Source organism: Micromonospora echinospora (assembly GCF_014203425.1).
Taxonomy (GTDB): domain Bacteria; phylum Actinomycetota; class Actinomycetes; order Mycobacteriales; family Micromonosporaceae; genus Micromonospora; species Micromonospora echinospora_A.
Genome location: NZ_JACHJC010000001.1, coordinates 955,039 through 970,688 on the forward strand (window position 1 = coordinate 955,039; position 15,650 = coordinate 970,688).

Sequence of the window (15,650 nt, forward strand, 5' to 3'; positions counted from 1 at the left end):
ACGGCATCGTTGCCGTTCACTGTCGCGCCTGGCGGGAAGTTTCGCCAGATGTTCAGGCATGGAAAATCATTGCCGAAGTGACGATCAGGTCGGGATGGTCAAAGGGAAAGACAGATATTGATATGACCATGTGTCTCCTGGTGGAGTGTGCGGACAACGGGAGCTCTCCCGTACCCCCAGGAGGTTGTCCATGGCCTTCCGCGCCTCTCCGTTCCGCCGTCGGCTGGCGCTCGCCGCCGCCATCGGCCTGACCATCGTCAGCGCGGCCGCCGCGCCAGCCGTCGCCCGGCCCGCACCGGAAGGCTCCGGCGAGCCGTCCACAGTCGCCTACCGGGTGCTCGGCCCACGCACCGCCGCGGACCGCACCGCGGTCGCCGGCACCGGCGCCGCCATCGACTACTCCGAACACGGTGTGTTGCACGTCACGGCCACCAAGGCCGAGGCGAACGCGATCACCCGGCTCGGGTTCCGGCTCGAGAAGGACGTCGTGCCGGAGCACAACCACGCCGACGGGGGCATGACCGCGAACGCGTTCCCGCCCGCCGACTCGAACTACCACGACTACGCCGAGCTGACCACTGTGGTGAACAAGGTGGTCGCCGACCACCCGACGATCGCCCGCAAGCTGAGCATCGGCACGTCGTACCAGGGCCGGGACCTGATGGCCGTGAAGATCTCCGACAACGTCGCCACCGACGAGGCGGAGCCGGAGATCCTGTTCAACTCCCAGCAGCACGCCCGTGAGCACCTGACCGTCGAGATGGCGATCTACCTGCTCAACCTCTTCACCGACAACTACGGCAGCGACTCCCGGATCACGAACATCGTCAACTCCCGGGAGATCTGGATCGTCCCCACCGTCAACCCGGACGGCAGCGAGTACGACATCGCCACCGGCTCCTACCGCTCCTGGCGCAAGAACCGGCAGCCCAACAGCGGCTCGACCGCCATCGGCACCGACCTGAACCGCAACTGGGGCTACCAGTGGGGCTGCTGCGGCGGCTCGTCCAGCTCGAAGTCGTCGGACACCTACCGGGGGCCGTCCGCGTTCTCTGCGCCGGAAACCGCGGCGCTGCGCAACTTCGTCAACAGCCGGGTCGTCGGCGGGGTGCAGCAGATCAAGGCGAACATCGACTTCCACACGTACTCGCAGCTGGTGCTCTGGCCGTACGGCTACACGTACAGCAACACCGCCACCGGCATGACCGCCGACCAGTACAACACCTTCGCCACCATCGGCCAGCAGATGGCGGCGACGAACAACTACACCCCGGAACAGTCGAGCGACCTCTACATCGCCGACGGCACCAGCATCGACTGGATGTGGGGAGCCCACAAGATCTGGGCGTACACCTTCGAGATGTACCCCGGCTCGGCCTCGGGCGGCGGCTTCTACCCGCCGGACGAGGTGATCCCGGCGCAGACCTCGCGTAACCGCAACGCGGTGCTGATGCTGGCCGAGTACGCCGACTGCCCGTACCGGGCGATCGGGAAGCAGAGCCAGTACTGCTGACCTCACTACCGGGTGGGAACCCCGGTTCCACCCCCGCCGGGGTTCCCACCCACCCCCACCGTCCGGACGATCTCCGCTGGTCGTGCGCTACGGTGGCACCGACCGTGCCACAGCGAAGCCGGTGCGAAACCGGCGCTGTCCCGCAACTGTGATGCCCCGTACGCGCGGCGTCGGCCTCCCGCCGGCGCCGACGGACGTGGGACGAGCCAGGTCGCCTGCGGCCCGGTCGCGACACGCGCTCTCGAGGAAGGGCGCCTCGCGGGCGGGCCTTTTCTCCTGTCGGCGAAGCACCACACTCCTCGACCGACAGGAGGCTTCATGTCCAGACGTACCCCCCGGCTCTTCGCCACCGCGCTCGCGGCCGGCGTGCTGCTCCTCGGCGGCTGCGCCGAGAACACCTCGACCGACACCCCCGCCGCCGGCGCCTCCGGCGGCGCGTTCCCGGCCACCGTCGGCAAGCTGACGCTGGAGAAGCGGCCCGAGAAGATCGTCTCGCTCTCGCCGACCTCGACCGAGATGCTCTTCGCCATCGGAGCCGGCAAGCAGGTCACCGCCGTTGACGACCAGTCGAACTACCCGGCCGAGGCACCCCGCACCGACCTGTCCGGCTACCAGCCGAACGCCGAGGCGGTCGCCTCCCGTAACCCCGACCTGGTGGTGATCTCGGACAACCTCAACAAGATCGCCGACCAGCTCGTCGCGCTGAAGATCCCGGTCCTGCAGATCCCCGCCGCGGCCACGCTCGACGACACGTACCGGCAGCTCACCGACCTGGGCACGCTCACCGGCCACCGGTCCGAGGCCGAGGCCGTGGTGCAGAAGATGAAGGACGACATCACCGCGCTGACCAAGGACCTGCCCAAGCGCGCGGAGAAGCTGACCTACTTCCACGAGCTTGGCCCGGAGCTGTACACAGCGACCAGCAAGACCTTCATCGGCACCATCTACGCGCTCGCCGGGCTGGAGAACATCGCCGACCCGTCCGACGCCGACGGGAAGAACGGCGGCTACCCGCAGCTCTCCCAGGAGATCATCGTCAAGGCGAACCCCGACTTCGTCTTCCTGTCCGACACCAAGTGCTGCAAGCAGAGCGCCGACACGGTGAAGGCGCGCAGCGGGTGGGCCGGCATCAACGCTGTGAAGAACAACCAGATCGTGGGTCTGGACGACGACATCGCCTCGCGCTGGGGTCCGCGCGTGGTCGACCTGCTGAAGGTCATCGTCGACGCCACCGCCAAGGTCCCGGCCTGACCGTGGCCGTGCGACCGGCGGAATCCGCCCCCCGCCCGGCCGGGACGCCCGAGGTGTCCCGGCCGGGCGGCCGGCTGCTGCCCCGGCCCGGGCGGCGGGGCACACCCGCCGCCCCGGTCCAGCCCGCCGGACTGCGCAAGCGCTGGTTGCTCGCCGGAGTGGTGGCGGTGCTCGTCGCGCTGGTGGCCGGTGTCTCGCTCGGCCCGGTCAGCCTGCCGCCCGGCAGCGTCGCGGCCGAACTGCTCAACCTGCTACCCGGGGTACGCCTCGACAGCGGGCTCACCGAGCGGGAGATCGCGATCATCACCGAACTGCGGCTGCCCCGGGTCGTGCTCGGGCTGCTGGTGGGCGCGCTCCTCGCCCTGGCCGGCGGCTGCTACCAGGGCGTCTTCCGCAACCCGCTGGCCGACCCGTACCTGCTCGGCGTGGCCGCCGGCGCCGGCTTCGCGGTCACCACGGCGATCGTGCTCGGCGCCGGAGCCGGCGGGGCGCTGACCGGGCTGCCGATCACCATCCCGCTCGCCGCGTTCGTCGGCTCGCTCGGCGCGGTCGTGCTGACGTACCTGCTCGGCGCGGCCGGCGGACGGGACCGGTCACCGGCCACCCTGATCCTGGCCGGGGTGGCGGTCTCGGCGTTCTTCGGCGCCGGGCAGACGTACCTGCTGCAACAGCACTCCGACAACATCCAGCAGGTCTACTCCTGGCTGCTCGGGCGGCTGGCCACCGCCGGCTGGCACGACGTGTGGCTGGTCCTGCCGTACTTCGTGCTCACCGCCGTTGTGGTGCTGCTGCACCGGCGCGAGCTGGACGTGCTCTCCGTCGGCGACGACGAGGCCACCGGCCTGGGGCTGCACCCGCAGCGGTCCCGCTACCTGCTGATCGCCGCCGCGTCGCTCGGTACCGCCGCCGCGGTGTCCGCGTCCGGCCTGATCGGCTTCGTCGGCATCATCGTGCCGCACACCATGCGGCTGCTCTTCGGTTCCAGCCACCGGGTGATCCTGCCGCTGTCGATGCTGTTCGGCGGCGCGTTCCTCGCGCTCACCGACGTGGTCGCCCGTACCGCCGCCGCGCCCGCCGAGATCCCGATCGGCGTGGTCACCGCGCTGCTCGGCGGCCCGTTCTTCGTCCTCGTCCTGCGTACCGCCCGCCGGGTGGCGATGTGAACGCCCCCGCCGTGCGCGTCCACGACCTGCGGGTCGCCCTCGGCGGCAACCCGATCCTGGCCGGCGTCGACCTGACCGTCGCCGCCGGCGAGTGGGTCACCGTGATCGGCCCCAACGGCGCCGGCAAGTCGACCCTGTTGCGCGCCGTCGGCGGCCTGCTGACCGGCCCGGGCGAGGTGGCCCTCTTCGGTACGCCGATCGGCGCGCTCCGCCGCCGCGAACGAGCCCGGGTGGTGGCCACAGTGGCCCAGTCCCCGGTGGTGCCGGCCGGCATGTCGGTCTTCGACTACACGCTGCTCGGGCGCACCCCGTACATCCCGGCGCTGGGCCGTGAGTCGGCAGCCGACCTGGCCGCCGTGCACGAGGTGCTGGACCGGCTCGACCTCGGCCCGTTCGCCCACCGTGAGCTGGCCACGCTCTCCGGCGGCGAGCGGCAGCGCGTCTTCCTGGCCCGGGCGCTGGCCCAGGGCGCCACCCTGCTGCTGCTGGACGAGCCGACGAGCGCGCTGGACATCGGGCACCAGCAGGAGGTGCTGGAACTGGTCGACCAGCTCCGCCGCGCGCACGGCCTGACCGTGCTGGCCACCATGCACGACCTCTCCATCGCCGGCGAGTACGCCGACCGCCTGGTGCTGCTCGCCGACGGCCGGGTGGCCGCCGCCGGCCCACCGGAGCAGGTGCTGACCGAGGACCTGCTGGCCCGCCACTACCGAGCCCACATCCGGGTGATCCCCGGCGAACACGGCCCCCTGGTGGTCCCCGTCCGCCCAACCTGACCCCCGTCCTCGCCCCTCGTCCCCGTCCCGCCCTCGCCCGCCCTGCCCTCACCCGGTCGATCTTGGACTTTGGGCCCCGGCAAAAGGTGCGAATATGGCGCCGCGAGGGCCGAAACTGCAAGATCGACGGACGGGTTGGCGGCCGTCCCGGCCTCGCGCGAGGGAGGGGGGTCAGCGGAGGGTGGAGATGGAGAAGAGGGCGCCGGACGGGTCGCGCAGGGCGGCGCTGCGGCCGGCCGGGTTGTCGCGCGGCGGGACGAGGATGGTGCCGCCCAGTTCGGCGGCCCGCGCGGCGGTGGCGTCGGCGTCCTCCACCGCGAAGTAGACGGCCCAGTACGCGGGCAGGTCCGCCGGCAGCGGCTCGGCCCGGGGCACCATGCCGGCGACGATGCGGGCACCGCAGCGCCACCCGATGTACGCCACCGGCCCGGCGGGACGCTCCTCCGGGTGCCAGCCGAAGACCAGCGCGTAGAACTCCTTGGCGCTCTCCGGATCGGGGGTGACCAGTTCGTTCCAGCACATCGCGCCGGGTGCGTTGAACAGTTCGGCCCCGCGCATCGCCATCGGCTGCCAGACGCTGAACACGGCGCCCGCCGGGTCGGCGAGGACCGCCATCCGGCCCTGCGTGGAGACGTCGAACGGGGAGACCACCACCTGCCCGCCGGCCGCCTCCACCCGGGTCGCGACCAGGTCGGCGTCGTCGGTCGCCACGTACATCGACCAGACCGGCACCTGCTCCGGCGTGGCGGGCGGACCGGCCCCGGCGACGGCCTTGCCGTCCTTCTGGAAGACGGTGTAGCCGCCCGCGTCCGGCTCGGGGGAGATCCGTCCGGTCCAGCCGAACAGCTCGGGGTAGAACTGTCGCGCGTCCTCCAGCCCCGGCGTGGCCAGGTCGGTCCAGCAGGGCGTGCCGGGCTCGACGCCGTTCACGGTGACCCCTCTCGCCGGGGACGGTCCCGCTGGCCCGCCCTGTCGGCATCGTGGCACCGCCGGGTCGGCCGCCGGGCCGGAACCGGACAAAAGGTCAGGTGAAGCGGCGACCCTCGTCCCGCCGGTACGCCCAGCCGGCGGCCGCGGCGAGCACCAGCACCCAGACTCCCAGCATCACCAGCGACAGGGTGCCGGGCCGGAAGTCCGTGCCGGCCGCCCAGATCAGTTCCACGGCGCCCCGGGTCGGCAGGTAGGGGGCGATCGCCTTGATGAAGCCGGGCGCGTCGTCCGGCCCGGAGAGCAGGCCGCCGCCGAACGCCAGCGGGAAGAAGATCACCTGCGCCACCACGATCGCCGCCTTGCTCGGCAGCGCGTAGCCGATCGTCAGGCCGAGCAGCGTGAACGGCACCGAGATCACCGCGACCGCGCCGAGCCCGAGCAGGAACTGCAGCGCGCTGACCCGGGCCTCGGTGGCCACCGCCGCGATCACCACCACCGGGATCATCGACACGTAGGTCAGCACCAGCCCGGCCAGGATCCGCCCGGTCAACCGCGGCGCTGGCCCGGTCGGCAGCGTCCGGGTGTACGGGTTCCAGGGCTGGTCGCGGTCCTCGGCGACGCCCACGCCGTACTGGAAGATGTTCGCGGTCATCACCGCGAACGTGACCATGGCGGCGGTCGCGTAGGTGGCCCCGGTGGGGTCGTCGCCGGCGAACGGCACCACGAAGAAGAGCATCGAGGCGGCGGGGAAGAAGGCGCTGCCCACCACCGCCACCGGCACCCGGATGATCTCCAGGAGGTGGTAGCGGGCGTGGACGAGGGCGAGCGGCACGACGGTCTCCTAGGCGGGGGTGGGCGCGGGCCGGTCGCCGGCCGTGATGGCGAGGAACGCCTCCTCCAGCGAGGTGGGCCGGACCTCCAGGTCGCGGAACGCCACCCCGGCGGTGACCAGGTCACGGACGAGCTGGTCGGCGTCGGTGGTGAGCAGGTGCACCCGCCCGTCGGCGCGTTCGGTGGCGACCACCCCGGGCAGCGTCGGCAGGTCGTCGGCGACCAGGCTGACCCGGCGTACGCCGACGATCCCGCGGATCGCCGCCACCGAGTCGTCGGCCAGCACCCGCCCGTGGCCGATCACCACCACCCGCTGGGCGAGCGCCTCCACCTCTTCCAGGTAGTGGCTGCTCAGCAGCACTGTGCCGCCGTCGGTGTGGAAGCCGCGGATCGCGTCCCAGAGCGCGTGCCGCGCCTCCACGTCGAGCCCGGTGGTCGGCTCGTCGAGCACCACCAGCCGGGGACGGCCGACGAACGCCAGCGCCACCGCGAGCCGGCGACGTTGCCCACCGGAGAGGCCGCCGGTCTGCCGGCGTACCTGGTCGGCCAGGCCGAACCGGTCGAGCAGCTCGCCCCGGGGCACCGGGTCGGGGAAGTGCGCGGAGACGAAGTCGACCACCTCGCCGACCCGCAGCGTGCCGGGCAGGCCGGTCTCCTGCGGCGTGACGCCGAGCTGCCGCCGGCTCGCCGGGTCGCGCGGGTCGCCGCCGCACAGCTCGACCCGGCCGGTGGTCGGCCGGCGCAGCCCGACCAGCAGGTTGATCAGGGTGCTCTTGCCGGCGCCGTTCGGGCCGAGCAGGCCGACCAGCTCCCCGGCCCGGACGGTCAGGTCGACCCGGTCCAGGGCCAGCACGTCGCCGTAGCGGCGGCTGACCTGTTCGGCGCGGGCCAGGATCATCCGGGGCTCCTCGGGCGGCGGAAGGGGTGCATGTGCCTTCCCTGTCTACCGTGCCGGGGCAAACGTCGCCGCCCCCTGTGGAACTGCGCACATCCCCTAGGCTGGTGGCGCCGTCGAGGACGGTGGAAGTTCCGACCGGACACTGGGGAGGGTCCGTGACCAGTCCGAGCAGGAATCTCGAGGTGCAGCCGGAGGCGTTGACGGCGTTCGCCGCCGCCTCCCGGGACCGGGCCGGCCAGTTCCGTGAGCTGCACCGCCTGTTCCGCGACGGCCACGTGGCCCGGCACGCGTTCGGCGTGATGCCGGCGTCGTTCAGCCTCGCCGCCGCCTACGAGCAGCAGTTCGAGGCGTGCCTGGAAGGGCTGGAGGACGGCGCCGAGGTGATGGCGACGATCGCCGAAGGGCTCCGCGACACGGCCGAGGCCTACACCGGCACGGACGTGGCGAACACCGACATGTTCAATCCGGGCGCCTGAGGGGGCGGGATGAGCACCGAGGCGCTGCAGCGCAACAAGACCTACTTCGAACAGATCGTGTCGGGCACGCCCGACCCGTTCAAGCCGCTGTCCAACGCCGTGCTGTGGCCGTTCGAGCAGCTGCTGGAACTGGTCGCCGGCGAGCCGGACGACCTCATGCGGGCGGCCCAGCTCGCGCTGACCACCGGCGACGTGGTCCGGCAGATCGCGGGCGACCAGGTCGCCGACCGGGCCCGGCTGCGCGGCGGCTGGGAGGGCGACGCGGCGGACAAGTTCCACGCCTCGATGGAGTCGATCGAGGAGGCGATGGAGGAGCTGGCCAAAGGGCTGGACGGCACCAAGGAGGTGCTCGTCGACGCCGCGAACGCCGCTGTCGACGCGTTCAACCTGCTGGTCGAGCTGATCCTGGAGTTCCTGCTCTGGTTCCTGACCGAGGTCATCATCGCCGCGGTGGCGGCAGTGCTCAGCGCCGGCGTCAGCCTGGCCGCCACAGTGGTGCGGGTGCTGGCCCGTCTGGCCACCGTGGTGGGTCGCATGGTCAAGATCGTCGCCCGGTTCGCGGAGATCCTCACCAAGCTGGCCACCAAGCTGCAGAAGGTCGCCGAGCTGCTCATGCGCTACCGCAAGGTGGTGCTGGAACTCCGCGAGGCCAAGAAGGCGTACGGCGTGTTCAAGAAGGCCGGCTACACCAGGGAGGCGGTGCTGTTCAAGGCCAAACGCGCCGCCATCCTGTTCCCGGGCAAATTCGCCATCAACCAGACGTCACCGGTGAACATCCCCGGCGTCGGCGGCGCCCTGCTCGACACCGGCATGGGGTTGCACGACATCTCCGACGGGCGCAAGGACCGCAACTACCTGGTGGACGGCACCTACCGCGAGGACCTCGGCCCGTACACCAAGGGCGTGCAGAACGTGTTCGACTCGATCGTGAACTGAGAGGCAGCCATGACGTTCCCGGCCCTGGACCGGATCGAGGCGCTGGCCCGCAACCTGGACGGGTGGCAGCGCGAACTCGGCGCGCGGATGGCCGAGCTGGAGCAGAGCAACGCCACGGGCGTGAGCGACTCGGGCCTGGTCACCGTGGTGGCCGCCGCCGACGGCAAGATCCTCTCCACCGACATCAACGCGCGGGCCATGCGGTTCGACTCCTACACGCTGGCCGAGGAGATCACCGCCGCGGCGAACCGGGCGCAGGAGGCCGCCGCCGCCCGGGTACGCGAGATCGTCGGCGAGGTGATGGGCAACGCCCCGGCGGCGGAGCGCCGTACCGACGACGGCTACGGCGACGGCCGATACTGAGCCGATGGACGAGACCAGATACCGCGATCCGATCGACCGGCTCGTCGAGCCGGGCGAGCGCGTGCTGGCCCACGCCAAGGCCGAGGTCGGCCAGGGGCTCGCTCCGGCGCCGCCGCCCGAGCCGGAGTCCACCGGCGAACCTGGGCGGCGGACCGTCGGCTCGGTGCTGCTGAACGTCCTCCTGCCGCTTGCCACCTGGGACCGCGGTGACCGGCTGGTCGACCTGATCGGCTGGGGGATCGCCGGCCGTGGCGAGCCCGGCTCGGCCGCCTCCCGCCTGCACCGCGCGCTCCGGCCACCACGGCCCGACCTCCAGGTCCGGGAGACGCTGCTCGCCGTCACCGACCGGCGGCTGCTGGTCTGCCGTACCGGAGGGGTCAAGCTGCTCGCCGGGCGCGAGGCCGAGGAACGCGCGCTGGCCGAGACGTCGGTGGCGTGGTCGGCCGCGCGCGCCGAGGTCGCCTCGGCCCGGGTCGGGTGGCACCGCCTCAACCCGAAGCGGCTGCGGATCAACTTCACCGACGGCTCCTGGCTGTCGTTCACAGTGCCGATCGCCGAGTCGGGCCGTCCGCTGCGCGAGGTCGCCGCCGCACTGTCCGCGTGACCGATCCCGCACGCCGGGACCGCGGCCGGCCCGCCGGTCAGGCGGCCAGCGGCGCGGGCAGCGGCTCGCGGTGCAGCACGGCCAGGCGGGAGACCGCCCGGGTCAGCACCACGTAGAGGCGGTGCAGCCCACGCGGCTCGGCGGCCACGATCGCGGCCGGCTCGACGACCACCACGTGGTCGTACTCCAGGCCCTTGACCAGCGTCGCCGGGACCACAGTGACGCGCGCCGCGGCCTCGACGTCGTCGGCGGTCGCGGTCTCGACGCCCGCTTCGGCGAGCGCCGCGCGCAGCCGGTCCACCGCGTCGTCGGCGGCGATCACACCGACCGAGCCGTCGTGCGCGAGCGCCGCCCGCACCTCGGCCACCGTCGCGGCCGTCAGGTCCTCGGCGGTACGCACGTCGAGCGCGCCGTCGTGGCGAAGCGACCGGGCCGCCGGTACGTCGACGGCGAGCGCCGGCAGCAGCCGGTTCGCGAACGCCACCACGGCGGCCGGCACCCGGAAACCCACGCTCAGCGGCACCACTGCGGCGTCCGGCTTGCCCAGGTGGGCCAGGGACTCCCGCCAGTCGGTCGCCGCCCACGGCGCGGTGCCCTGGGCGAGGTCCCCGAGGAGCGTGATCGAGCCGTGCTCGCTGCGCCGGGCGATGGCGCGGCACTGCATCGGGGAGAGGTCCTGCGCCTCGTCGACCACCACGTGCCCGAAGCCGGCGGGCCGTTCGAGCAGCCCGGCCACCTCGTCGACGAGCACCGCGTCGGCGGCGGTCCACCGGGTCGCCTTCGCGGTACGCGCGATCTTGCCGGAGCGGAACAGCTCCTGCTCCTCGGGCGTGAGCAGGCCGTCCGCGGCGGCGGCGAGCGCGTCGGCGTCGGTGCGCAGCCGGTGCAGCAGGCCGTCCGGGGTGAGCGCCGGCCAGACCGCGTCGAGCAGGTCGGTGACCGGCTTGATCCGGCTCATCCGGCGCAGCCAGGCGTCGCTCGGCGACTCCGCCCGGCGCGCCTCGGCCTGACGTTGCAGCAGCCCCACCACCCGCGCCCGCACCCGCTCCCGGCCGGTGGCATACGGCAGCCCTTCCGCCCGGGTCTCGGTGACCAGCCGGTGCAGCGGGTCGAGCCCGATCCGCCACCGGTACGAGCCGTCCGAGACCATGATCGGCTCGGTGGGCGTACCGATGTGGGCCTCGACGGCCCGGCGCAGGACCTCGGCCATCCGGACGTCGTGCTTGAGCGCGGCGGCGGCCGGGTCGTCGACCGCGCGGACCGGGACCCGCGTGACCAGGTCCTCCACGGTGGCCTGTTCGACCTCGACCTCGCCGAGCGCCGGCAGCACCGCCGCGATGTAGGACAGGAACGCCCGGTTCGGCCCGACGATGAGCACGCCCGAGCGGCGCAGCCGTTCCCGGTGCAGGTAGAGCAGGTACGCGGCGCGGTGTAGCCCGACCGCCGTCTTGCCGGTGCCCGGCGCGCCCTGGACGCAGATCGAGTCGGCCAGGTCGGCCCGGACCAGTTCGTCCTGCTCCGGCTGGATGGTGGCGACGATGTCGCGCATCGGGCCGACGCGGGGGCGTTCGATCTCGGCGGTGAGGATGCGGCTGGCGGTGCCGAGTTCCTCGCCCCGGTCCAGGTGCTCGTCCTCGAAGCTGGTCAGCACGCCCGCGCTGAACCCGAACCGGCGGCGTACCGCGACACCCTGCGGGTCGCTCGCGCTGGCCCGGTAGAACGACCGGGAGACCGGCGCCCGCCAGTCCAGCACCAGCGGCTCGCCCAGCTCGTCGGTGATGTGCCGCCGCCCGACGTGGTACTCCCGCCCGGCGTGGTCCGGGTCCACCTCCCCGAAGTCGAGGCGGCCGAAGAACAGCGGCGTGGTGGGGTCGTCGGCCAGCTCCTTGACCCGCCGGGCCATGTGCCGGCCGAGCTGCTCGGCGGTGTACGAGTCGCCGGCCACCTTGTCGCCGGTGGCGAAGAGCGCTTCGGCGCGCTCCCGCATCCGGGTCAGCGCGGCGCGGGAGGCGGTGAGGTGGGCGCGCTCGGCTGCCAGTTCGGCGTCGAGACTGGCAGTGGCGTCAACTTCGGTTGCGGGCACTGTGAACTCCGATGGCTCAACTGAGGCTCGCTCGCGTGTCCGGGGCGGTTGGCCTGCTCCCGGCGCGGGGACGTCCGCTGCGGTGCATGCTCACCGCGGCCGTCGGGCGGCCATCCACGCTACGGCCATCCAGTCGCCGACACCACCGGATTTCGCTGCCGGGCGTGGCACTCGACCAACCGGGTGCTTAATAATATTCTTAAGTCCGGGGGTGAGAAATGGAGTGGGAGATCCTGATGACCGGGCAGGTCGAGGACTTCCTCGATGAGCTCTACGCTGCGGACCGTGAGTCGCACCGCCTGGTGAACCAGGCCATCCTGGTGCTGGAACGTAACGGTCCCATCGAGGGGCGACCCCTGGTCGACAGCATCACTGCATCTCGTCTCAGTAACCTCAAGGAGCTGCGGCCTCCGTCGGCCGGGCGCACCGAGATCAGGATTCTCTTCGTCTTCGACCCGTGGCGCTCCGCGGTTCTGCTGGTCGCCGGCGACAAGTCGGGGCAGTGGACGCGCTGGTACCGGGATGCCATTCCCGAGGCGGAGCAGCTCTACGACACCTACCTCAAGGAGCGGCAGGAGGAGATTCGATGAGCAGCGTCAAGCGGTGGCGTGACACCTCGCACCTGGACCGGGCGGTGGAGACCGCCGGTGGTGAGGAGGCATTCGAGGCCGCGATCGGTGGCATGCTCGACGAAGCCCGCGGCTGGCGTCTCGCGGAGCTGCGGAAGCGGCGCGAGATGACTCAGGAGCAGGTCGCGTCGAGGATGGGTGTGTCGGTCGCGCGGGTGTCGCAGATCGAGGCGGGCAGTGTCGCCACCCAGGACGTGCTCGCGCGATACATCGCCGCTCTCGGCGGCACGCTCAAGCTCATCGCCGATTTCGGCGACGAGCAGCTCAAGGTCGCCTGAGCCGATGGGCTCCACCTCGCGTGTCCGGGTGTCGGCGGCGCGGGATCATTGAGGCATGACCGAGGCGCGGCCCGAGCAGCGCCGGGTGACGATCAGCGACCCGCAGGTGATGCGGGCGCTGGCCCATCCGGCCCGTATGGCGATCATGGAACATCTCGGCACGCTGGAGGGCGGTGCGACGGCCACCGAGTGCGCCGAGATCGCCGGGCTGTCGCCGAGCGCGACCAGCTACCACCTGCGTGAGCTGGCGAAGTTCGGGCTGATCCGGCAGGCGCCCGGCCGGGGTGACGCGCGGGAGCGGGTGTGGCAGGCGGTGAATCCGTCGTTCCACGTCGAGGTGGGGCCCGATGCCGACCCGGAGGCGCGTGCGGCCGAGGCGGCCCTGGTCGAGGCGCATCTGGTCCGCGACGCGCAGCGCGTCCGGGACTGGTTGCGCAAGGCGCCGGACGAGCCGCAGGAGTGGTACGAGGCGACCTGGCTCAGCGACAGCGTGCTGCTGGTGACCGCGGAGGAGTTGACCGGGCTGAACCAGGCGATCCAGGCGCTGATGGAACCGTACCGGCGGCGGAACCGGACCGATCCACCCGCGGGGGTCCGCCCGGTGGCGGCGCAGTACCGGGCGATGCCTATCGATTGAGGGTTGCGCCCGCCAGGTGTGAAGGATTATTTTCGAAGTATGTCCTTCGCATCTGGCTCCTCGCGCTGGCCGGACGTCTGGCTCGCGGCCACCGCGCGCGGCATCTCCAGCTGCGGAAACTTCCTGGTCACCAGCGCCCTCACGCTGGCGCTCCAGTCCGCCGGAGCCGGTGGGCTCGCCGTATCCGGGCTGCTGCTCGCCGCGACGCTGCCGCTGGTCGCGCTCGCGCCGCTGACCGGTCGCCTCGCCGACCGGGTGGACAGCCGGGTGCTGCTGACCGTCGCCGGGATCGGCCAGGGCGCGACATGCCTGGCGCTCGCGTACGCCCCGGAGCCGGCGCTGGTGATCACACTGGTGGCGTTGCTGGCCACCGGCCTCGCGGTCACCCAGCCGGTGATCTCCGCGCTGGTGCCGGCCATGGTGCGGCCCGAGGACCTGCCCCGGGCCGGCGCGCTGAATCAGACCGCCGGCACGCTCGGCGCGCTCGCCGGACCGGCGCTGGCCGGGCTCCTCGTCGGTCAGTTCGGCACCCGGGTGCCGCTGCTCCTCGGCGCGCTCAGCTATCTCTCGCTGGTGGCGGCCGGGCTGCTCGTCCGTACCCGCAGGGGAGGCCGCCGGGTGACAGCCGGGACGGCCGCGGCGGTCGCGCCCCCGTGGCGGTTCCGGCGCGACCCGCTGCTCACGGTGATGGTCGGCAGCGTGGCTGCGGTGATCGGAGCGGTCGGGGCGGTGAACGTGATCGAGGTCTTCTTCATCCGGGAGACGCTCGGCAGCAGCGCCACCGTGTACGGGCTGGTCACCGGCTCGTGGACGCTCGGCGTCGTGCTCGGCGCGTGGCTGTTCGCCCGGGTCGCCCGCCGGCTCGCCGACGACGGCGCGCTGCTCGGCGCCGGGCTGGTGCTGCTCGGCGGATGCTGCCTGGCGGTGCTCGTGTCGGCCGCGGTGCCCTCGGCGTGGCTGCTCGTGCCGATCTGGCTGCTGGGCGGGGTGGGCAACGGCGGCGACAACGTCTTCAACAACCTCCTGCTGGCCCGGCGGGTACCGGAGGCGGCCCGGGGCCGGGCGTTCGCGGTCTTCGGCGCGGCGGCACAGGGCGCCGCGATGGGCGGCTACCTGGTCGGGGGCCTGCTGCTGGAGGTGGCCGGCCCGCGCGCGCTGATCGCCGGCTGCGGCGTGGCCGGCCTGCTGGTCGTGGTGGCGCTGCTCGGTCCGGTCCGCCGGGCGGTACGCGCCGAGCGCGCCGTCGTCCCCGCCGAAGCCGTGGCGGCGGAGCCGGTCTGACCGCTGGTGTTAAGAAGGGCCCCTTCCTCTACCGGAGGCGTTAATAGGGGGCCCTTCCTTTCCGCCGGGTGCGGGGTTCACCACTCGATCGGCTCCCCCGGCGGCGGGGGAGAGGCCGCGGCGATACGGTCGGGTCATGGCCGACCGCATCGCCCGCCCCCGGGTGGGGCACATCCAGTTCCTCAACTGCCTGCCCATCTACTGGGGGCTGATGCGGTCCGGCGCGCTCATCGACGTCGACCTGCACAAGGACTCGCCGGACCGGCTGAGCGCCGACCTGGTCGCCGGTGACCTCGACATCGGCCCGATCACGCTCGTGGAGTTCCTGAAGCACGCCGACGACCTGCTGCTCCTGCCCGACCTGGCGGTCGGCAGCGACGGGCCGGTGCTCTCGGTCAACATGGTGTCCACCCGCCCGCTGGGTGAGCTGGACGGCGCCCGGGTCGCGCTCGGCTCGACGTCGCGTACCGGGGTGCTGCTGGCCCAGCTGTTGCTGGCCGAGCGCCACGGGGTGCGGCCGGAGTACTTCCGCTGCCCGCCGGACCTGACCCAGATGCTGCTGGAGGCCGACGCCGGGGTGCTGATCGGCGACGTGGCGCTGCGCGCGCTCTACGAGGCGCCCGCCAAGGGCCTCGAAGTGACCGACCTGGGCCAGGCGTGGCACGACTGGACCGGGCTGCCGATGGTCTTCGCCGTCTGGGCGGTACGCCGTGACTTCGCCGCCGCCCACCCGGGCCTGGTGAAGGAGGTGCACGAGGCGTTCCTGCGCTCGCGTGACCTGTGCCTGGCCGAGCTGGACCAGGTGGCGGAGGCGGCGGCCCGCTGGGAGACGTTCGACGCGGAGACGCTCGCCACGTACTTCCGGGCGCTGGACTTCTCGCTCGGTGAGCGTCAGGTGGCCGGGCTGCGCGAGTTCGCCCACCGGGCGGCCGCGTACGGGGAGGTGCCGGCGTTGCCGGCCGGCGGACCGGAGTTCTTCCAGGGCTGAGCCGCCCACCGCG

General features: G+C 72.5%; 16 protein-coding genes, 1 pseudogene and 1 riboswitch. Of the genes and pseudogenes, 13 read left to right on the forward strand and 4 right to left on the reverse strand.

Translation table 11 applies throughout. From position 1 onward, the window contains the following. Positions 1-190 precede the first annotated feature (190 nt). From FHU28_RS04590 to FHU28_RS04605, 4 genes and pseudogenes are all read left to right on the forward strand, one after another. Positions 191-1,510, forward strand: a pseudogene (locus FHU28_RS04590) (M14 family metallopeptidase); the annotation flags it as partial. A 120-nt stretch (positions 1,511-1,630) separates the two neighbouring features. After that, positions 1,631-1,724, forward strand: a riboswitch (cobalamin riboswitch). Positions 1,725-1,831: 107 nt separating this feature from the next. Further along, positions 1,832-2,764 carry an ABC transporter substrate-binding protein gene (locus tag FHU28_RS04595; protein ID WP_184681208.1) on the forward strand — a complete coding sequence of 311 codons (933 nt, stop codon included), beginning with the start codon at positions 1,832-1,834 and terminating at the stop codon, positions 2,762-2,764. 74 nt (positions 2,765-2,838) lie between these two features. Beyond that, positions 2,839-3,927, forward strand: coding sequence for a FecCD family ABC transporter permease (locus tag FHU28_RS04600; RefSeq protein WP_184689217.1), 1,089 nt, complete (start codon positions 2,839-2,841; stop codon positions 3,925-3,927). Next, the gene (locus FHU28_RS04605) at positions 3,924-4,703 is read left to right on the forward strand and encodes an ABC transporter ATP-binding protein (protein ID WP_184681211.1); all 780 of its coding nucleotides are present in this window, start codon (positions 3,924-3,926) and stop codon (positions 4,701-4,703) included. The genes FHU28_RS04600 and FHU28_RS04605 overlap by 4 nt, the downstream gene beginning before the upstream one ends. A 171-nt stretch (positions 4,704-4,874) precedes the next feature. On the opposite strand, the gene FHU28_RS04610 is transcribed toward FHU28_RS04605, so the two are convergent. The 3 genes from FHU28_RS04610 to FHU28_RS04620 form a co-directional block, all read right to left on the reverse strand. Next, positions 4,875-5,633: a VOC family protein gene (locus tag FHU28_RS04610; RefSeq protein WP_184681213.1), complete on the reverse strand. Its 759-nt coding sequence runs from the start codon at positions 5,631-5,633 to the stop codon at positions 4,875-4,877. A 94-nt stretch (positions 5,634-5,727) separates the two neighbouring features. Beyond that, positions 5,728-6,465: an ABC transporter permease gene (locus FHU28_RS04615; RefSeq protein ID WP_184681217.1), complete on the reverse strand. Its 738-nt coding sequence runs from the start codon at positions 6,463-6,465 to the stop codon at positions 5,728-5,730. A 9-nt stretch (positions 6,466-6,474) separates the two neighbouring features. Further along, positions 6,475-7,362 carry an ABC transporter ATP-binding protein gene (locus tag FHU28_RS04620; protein ID WP_184681220.1) on the reverse strand — a complete coding sequence of 296 codons (888 nt, stop codon included), beginning with the start codon at positions 7,360-7,362 and terminating at the stop codon, positions 6,475-6,477. Positions 7,363-7,517: 155 nt separating this feature from the next. Here FHU28_RS04620 and FHU28_RS04625 point away from each other — a divergent pair, with 155 nt between their 5' ends. From FHU28_RS04625 to FHU28_RS04640, 4 genes are read left to right on the forward strand one after another with little or no spacing between them, the layout of a single operon-like run. Beyond that, positions 7,518-7,838: a type VII secretion target gene (locus FHU28_RS04625; RefSeq protein ID WP_073826399.1), complete on the forward strand. Its 321-nt coding sequence runs from the start codon at positions 7,518-7,520 to the stop codon at positions 7,836-7,838. Between the two features lie 9 nt (positions 7,839-7,847). Further along, positions 7,848-8,774, forward strand: coding sequence for a WXG100 family type VII secretion target (locus FHU28_RS04630; RefSeq protein ID WP_184681223.1), 927 nt, complete (start codon positions 7,848-7,850; stop codon positions 8,772-8,774). A 9-nt stretch (positions 8,775-8,783) separates the two neighbouring features. After that, complete coding sequence (locus FHU28_RS04635; protein WP_116503440.1) at positions 8,784-9,137, forward strand: YbaB/EbfC family nucleoid-associated protein; 354 nt, start codon at positions 8,784-8,786, stop codon at positions 9,135-9,137. Positions 9,138-9,141: 4 nt separating this feature from the next. Next, on the forward strand, positions 9,142-9,741 hold the full coding sequence (locus FHU28_RS04640; RefSeq protein WP_184681225.1) for a hypothetical protein: 600 nt from the start codon (positions 9,142-9,144) through the stop codon (positions 9,739-9,741). Between the two features lie 37 nt (positions 9,742-9,778). Here FHU28_RS04640 and FHU28_RS04645 read toward each other — a convergent pair whose 3' ends face one another. After that, on the reverse strand, positions 9,779-11,824 hold the full coding sequence (locus FHU28_RS04645) for a HelD family protein (protein ID WP_184681228.1): 2,046 nt from the start codon (positions 11,822-11,824) through the stop codon (positions 9,779-9,781). A 218-nt stretch (positions 11,825-12,042) separates the two neighbouring features. On the opposite strand from FHU28_RS04645, the gene FHU28_RS04650 reads away from it, so the two are divergent. The 5 genes from FHU28_RS04650 (at position 12,043) to FHU28_RS04670 (ending at position 15,637) form a co-directional block, all read left to right on the forward strand. Next, entirely contained in the window at positions 12,043-12,414 is a 372-nt protein-coding gene (locus FHU28_RS04650) for a type II toxin-antitoxin system RelE/ParE family toxin (RefSeq protein ID WP_184681230.1), read from the forward strand. Then, a complete protein-coding gene (locus tag FHU28_RS04655) occupies positions 12,411-12,731 on the forward strand; it encodes a helix-turn-helix domain-containing protein (RefSeq protein WP_184681232.1) in 321 nt (106 codons plus the stop codon). Before FHU28_RS04650 ends, FHU28_RS04655 begins: the two co-directional genes overlap by 4 nt. Positions 12,732-12,786: 55 nt before the next feature. Next, entirely contained in the window at positions 12,787-13,368 is a 582-nt protein-coding gene (locus FHU28_RS04660; protein ID WP_184681234.1) for an ArsR/SmtB family transcription factor, read from the forward strand. 39 nt (positions 13,369-13,407) lie between these two features. Continuing rightward, the gene (locus FHU28_RS04665) at positions 13,408-14,649 is read left to right on the forward strand and encodes an MFS transporter (protein ID WP_184681236.1); all 1,242 of its coding nucleotides are present in this window, start codon (positions 13,408-13,410) and stop codon (positions 14,647-14,649) included. A 136-nt stretch (positions 14,650-14,785) separates the two neighbouring features. Then, a complete protein-coding gene (locus FHU28_RS04670) occupies positions 14,786-15,637 on the forward strand; it encodes a menaquinone biosynthetic enzyme MqnA/MqnD family protein (protein ID WP_184681238.1) in 852 nt (283 codons plus the stop codon). Positions 15,638-15,650 lie beyond the last annotated feature (13 nt).